Source organism: Paucibacter sp. XJ19-41 (assembly GCF_028462495.1).
GTDB lineage: Bacteria > Pseudomonadota > Gammaproteobacteria > Burkholderiales > Burkholderiaceae_C > Roseateles_E.
On sequence record NZ_JAQOWX010000204.1, the window covers coordinates 1 to 4,891 of the forward strand.

Genomic DNA, 4,891 nt, shown 5'->3' on the forward strand with positions numbered 1-4,891 from the left:
CGGCCGAGCCCGGCCGCACGGGGCTGTTCACGGTGCTGATCCAGCGCGCCGGCACCGCGGTGCGGGCCTTGCAGGGCGCGCGGCTGTGGGTGGCGGTCGAGCTGTTCGGCGATGGCCGGGCCACGCCGGAGCTGGCGGCGCTGCGCGCCTATGCCGGCCGTCTGTCCTACCGCGACCGCTATCTGCCGGCGCTCTATCACGAGCAGCTGTTCGGCAGCGATGCCGAGCAGCGCGGCCGCGCCAGCCCGGCGGATTTCCTGGAGCGCTTTCTGCTGCTGTTCGAGGGCATGTTCAGCGATATCGAGGCCCGCATCGCCGCCAGCGCACTGCTGACCGATGCGATGGCCTGCCCGCCCGAGGCCTTGCCCTGGCTGGCCGGCTGGCTGGGCCTGAGCCTGGAGCCTGGCCTGCCGACCGAGCGCGCCCGCTGGATGCTGGCCAATGCGCCGGCGCTGGCACGCCAGCACGGCACGCTGGCCGGCCTGCAGCGCGCGCTGGACATCGCCACCGATGGCGCGCTCACGCGCGGGCGTATCGTCGTCGTCGAGGACTTCCGGCTGCGCCGCAGCCTGGCCACGATACTGGGCGCGCGGCTGGAAGACCGCCTCGACCCCTTGACCAGCGGCCTGACGCAATCGGGCAACTCGGTGCTCGGCGACACGCTCTTTCTCGGCGACGCCCGCGTGCTGGCCGATGAAGGCTTCACCAAGACCTTTCTGGCCCTGTTCCGCGATCTGGGCCGCGAGACCGCCGCCGAGCAGGCCGAGAGCGCCGCCGCCCGGCGCGCGCTGTTCGACGCGCTGGCCTACCGGGTCACCGTGCTGGTGCACGAGGAACTGGCTGCCGATGAGCTGGGCCTGGTGCGGCGCCTGGCCGAGCAGGGCGCGCCGGCCCATGTGCAGTTGCGCGTCGTGCCGGCTACCCATCCCTTCATGGTGGGCGTCGCGNCGACGCGCTGGCCTACCGGGTCACCGTGCTGGTGCACGAGGAACTGGCTGCCGATGAGCTGGGCCTGGTGCGGCGCCTGGCCGAGCAGGGCGCGCCGGCCCATGTGCAGTTGCGCGTCGTGCCGGCTACCCATCCCTTCATGGTGGGCGTCGCGGCCCTGGTCGGGGCCGACAGCTATCTGCGCAGCGCGCCGCCCTCAAGACCGGTGCGCGCCGGCCCGGGCGCCGAGAGCTCGGCGCTGGGCGGCGTGGACCGGCTGCGCGGCGAGGCCTCGCTGGACGCCCATGCCGGCGCCTTCGACTCTCTCTTGCCGCCGGCCGCATCGGCCGAGCCGCCGGTCGCCCGCATCCATCCGGCCGATTTCAGCAGCGACCCCATCACCGCCTTGCACCTGGACGGCAGTGCCTCGAGCGCGGCCGACGGCCATTCCATCGCCAGCTATGACTGGCTGCATCGCCCACCTCTGTGAATCCACCACCCGAAGGAGTCCACCATGGCCAAGTTCGTTCCCGGCACCGACACCAGCATCAAGTCCGACGAGCCCCTGCTCGATGTTGCCGCCTCGGCCAACACACCGCTGAAGCCGGGCAAGCATGTGTTCCAGCTGGTGGTCACCGACGACAGCGGCAACGCCTCGGCGCCGGCTAATATCACCATCATCATCGTCGACAGCGCCCGGCCGACCGCCGTCATCGACATGCTGGACGCCACCGGCGGCCGCGTGCCCGACCCCGAGGTCAAGGTGCCGTTCGGCCAGGCCTTCCGTCTCAGCGGCGACCGCTCCAGCGATGTCGGCGGCGCGGTCAAGGTCTGGAACTGGACCCTGGTTCGCGGTTGAGGGCCTGGCGATGGAAACGCTCAAGCTCGATGCCCCGCTGAGCACCCGCGAGCCCGAGGTGCTGCTCGATCCCCGCTTGCCGGTCGGGGCTTATATCGTGCGCCTGGTCATCGAAGGGCCCAGCGGCAAGAGCGCGCCGGCCACGCTGCTGCTGCGCGTGCAAAGAGGGTAGACAACCATGGCAATCGCTGACCCTGGCCTGCTCAAGGAGCAGGTGGACGATCTGGTGGCCGAGGCGCTGGCGCCGCGCGGCGTGCCCGAGCGCGTGCACTACGCGAACGGCGTGCTGCTGGGCGCCGAAGACTTCGCGGCCGAGCAGCTCTATCTGCGCGGCCGCAGCGGCCGGGCGCTGGCCGCGCTCTACGGCCACGGCACGCTGGCCGGCCTGCGCGTGGGCTGCAGCGCGCAGGACAACCCCGAGCTGGAACTGCAGGTGGCGCCCGGCCTGGCGCTGGACCGGCTGGGCCGGCTGATCGAGATCCGGCGCAAGCAGTGCATCCATATCGCGCGCTGGCTGGCCGAGCACGAGGCCATCGCGGAGACGGCCGAGGCCGCGCTGGAGCGGGCCGCCGTGATCGCTGCGGTGCGCGCCGGGGCGGCCGGGCCGGTGCTGGTCTTCGATGTGTGGCTGCGTTTCGCGATCTGTCCGCATGGCAAGACCCCGGCCTTCGCCGCCGGCCCCTTCAATGCCAGCGACTATGTGGTGCCGGCCCGGCTGGCCGATGCCTTCGAGCTGAACCTGCGCCTGGCCCATGTGATCGGTGGCGAGCTGGCCCGGCCCGAGCCGCGCTCGGTCAAGCTGGAGGCGATGCTGGCCGATCTGAACGGCATTGCGGACCCGGCCGAGCTGGAGGCCCGGCGGCGTGCCTGGTGCGTCGCGAGCGCGCTGGACGCCTGGCCGCAGCCTTCGGTGCTCGATCCGCAGCGCCTGCCGCGGCTGCGTGAGCAGGCCGGCGAGGCCGACTGGGACCAGCTGCTGCTGGCGCGGGTGACGGTGCCGGTGCGCCAGGCCGAGGCGGGCGCCTTTCCGCAGCCCGACACCGACGCGATCGCCGCGATCGCCGCCGCGCCCGAGCCGCCACCCGAGCAGCGCTGGGCCGAGCCGGCCTGGCGCGAGCTGGCCGACAACAGCCTGCGCCCCCTGGTCTTCAATCCCTATTCATGGCGCGGCCGCCTCGCGGCCGAGCTCTAGGAGCCCCTGATGAACAGCCCAGCCGAACTGACCATGCTGACCGTGCGTGATGCCCAGGACCAGGCGCGGCTGCGAGCCCAGCTCGATGCCGGCGCCATTCTGGTCGACAGCGCCCGGCGCCGGCCCTTCTATTTCGATGGCCGCTTCCTCAGCGCCGATGACCTGACGGCCGATCAGAACTACATCCGCGCCCGCCAGTCCGACCTGGCCCAGGCCATGGGGGCCGGTGTGGTCCGCGGCCTGATGGTGGGCCAGGGCCGGCAGGCCGCGTCCCAGCAGCCGACCCTGCTGCTGGAGCCCGGCATCGGCCTGACGCCGGGTGGCGACATCGTCACGGTCGGTGCCCGGCAGGAGCTGGCGATCAGTGCGCTGGCCGGCAAGGCCGAGCTCGATGCGCAGCTGGGCATCAAGCAGCTGCCCGGCGCCGGCGCGAGCAATCGCAGCGGCCTGTTCGTGCTGGCGCTGCGGCCCATCGAGTTCAGCGCCAACCCGACCACCGCCTACCCGACCAGCCTGGACGGCCAGCGCCTGGTGCGCGACGGCGACATCGTCGAGGCCACCGCCGTCACGCTGATTCCCTATCCGGACCGTGCCGGCGTCGAGAATGCGGCGGCCAGGCGCGCGCGGGTGGCGCGCGAGATCTTCTTCGAAGGCCAGCGCCCCGGCGCGTTGCAGGACGCCTTGCCGCTGGCGATGCTGTGCCTGGAGGGCGGGGCGCTGCGCTGGCTGGATGTCTTCATGGTCAGGCGCGAGGTCGGTGCCGAGTCGACCTTGGCGGCCGGCTTGGCACCGCGCCCGCGCGCGCTGCTGGAGGCCTGGCTCAAGCAGCACCAGGACCAGCTCGACGACATCACCACGCCCGAGATCCAGGCCGGCTTCGCGGCGGCCCGGCAGTTCGAGGTGCTGCCGCCGGTCGGCCCGCTGCCGGCCGCCTGCCTGCGCTTCGAGACCCAGCTGGGCCAGCTGACCTTGCTGCAGTCCTACTTCCCGCCGCTGATCGATTGCGAGTTTGCCTTCATCCCGGCCGACGAGCTGGCGGCCCTGGTGCAGGAGACGCTGGCCCTGCCGCCCATCGATCTGCGCGCGGCCGACGAGGACCTCGACCACCTTTCGGTGCTGATCGTCGCTCCGGTGACGCGCCAGCAGCTGGAGCAGCACAAGCGCAGCCTGCAAAGCCTGAGCCGGCCGGTCAAATCGGCCTCGGCCGGCCTGATCGCCAAGCGCTCGCCGCTGGAAGCCCTGCTGCAGATCGGCCGGGGCGATGGCTTGCCGCCGGGCCTGCTGGCGCCCGCCCCGGTCGACGCGGCCAAGGCCTGGCAGCGCGCCATCGAGGCCAGCCGCAGCGAGCTCGCCGCCAGCGATGGCCGGCCGATGTTCTGGTACCTGCGCCGCCGCCAGCTGCCCTACAGCAGCGAGCTGTCCAGCGCGACCTTGCGCCTGGCCGGCGATGCCGCCAGCATCGACGTCGAGCTCGACCTGCGCCTGCGTGCCGACAGGGTGCTGGAGCGCTTTGCCAGCATCAATAGCAAGATGCCGCTGCTGGCCCGTGCCGAGCTCGGCAATCTGCTGGCGGCGCCGCGGCTGGCGGTCTCCGAGGGCGTCGCCAACAAGCAGCTGCTGACCTCGGACCTGCTGCGCCGCAGCGCTTTCACGGCGGTGTCGGCACGCGCCGAGCTGCGCGCCAAGAACGAGGAGGCGCTGCGCCACGATGATGTGCTGGAGATCGCCCGCCAGTTCGGCGATCCGCGCCTGGGCGAGGGCTTTGATGCGCTGGCCCAGGCGGCCGATCCCGAGACGCGCGACAGCCTGCGCAGCCCGGCCCTGGTGCAGGCGGTGGCCGACAGCGGCGTCGCTCCGGCGCTGGACCGCGCCGCGCGCGCACTGCCGCCGCTCAAGCAGGCCGATTTCGCGGC

General features: G+C 72.5%; 5 protein-coding genes and 1 pseudogene. All 6 read left to right on the forward strand.

Annotated features, from left to right (window positions below; translation table 11 throughout):
* Positions 1 to 287 precede the first annotated feature (287 nt).
* Positions 288 to 467: pseudogene (locus PO768_RS29380) on the forward strand (phage tail protein); the annotation flags it as partial.
* A gap of 506 nt (positions 468 to 973) precedes the next feature.
* Positions 974 to 1,417 carry a hypothetical protein gene (locus PO768_RS27820; RefSeq protein WP_272648650.1) on the forward strand — a complete coding sequence of 148 codons (444 nt, stop codon included), beginning with the start codon at positions 974 to 976 and terminating at the stop codon, positions 1,415 to 1,417.
* A 24-nt stretch (positions 1,418 to 1,441) separates the two neighbouring features.
* Positions 1,442 to 1,786, forward strand: coding sequence for a hypothetical protein (locus PO768_RS27825; RefSeq protein ID WP_137943386.1), 345 nt, complete (start codon positions 1,442 to 1,444; stop codon positions 1,784 to 1,786).
* 10 nt (positions 1,787 to 1,796) lie between these two features.
* Entirely contained in the window at positions 1,797 to 1,958 is a 162-nt protein-coding gene (locus PO768_RS27830) for a hypothetical protein (protein ID WP_171018285.1), read from the forward strand.
* 6 nt (positions 1,959 to 1,964) lie between these two features.
* Positions 1,965 to 2,978 carry a hypothetical protein gene (locus PO768_RS27835; protein WP_272648651.1) on the forward strand — a complete coding sequence of 338 codons (1,014 nt, stop codon included), beginning with the start codon at positions 1,965 to 1,967 and terminating at the stop codon, positions 2,976 to 2,978.
* Positions 2,979 to 2,987: 9 nt separating this feature from the next.
* The coding region (locus PO768_RS27840; RefSeq protein WP_272648652.1) for a hypothetical protein at positions 2,988 to 4,891 on the forward strand (1,904 nt) is incomplete at its 3' end.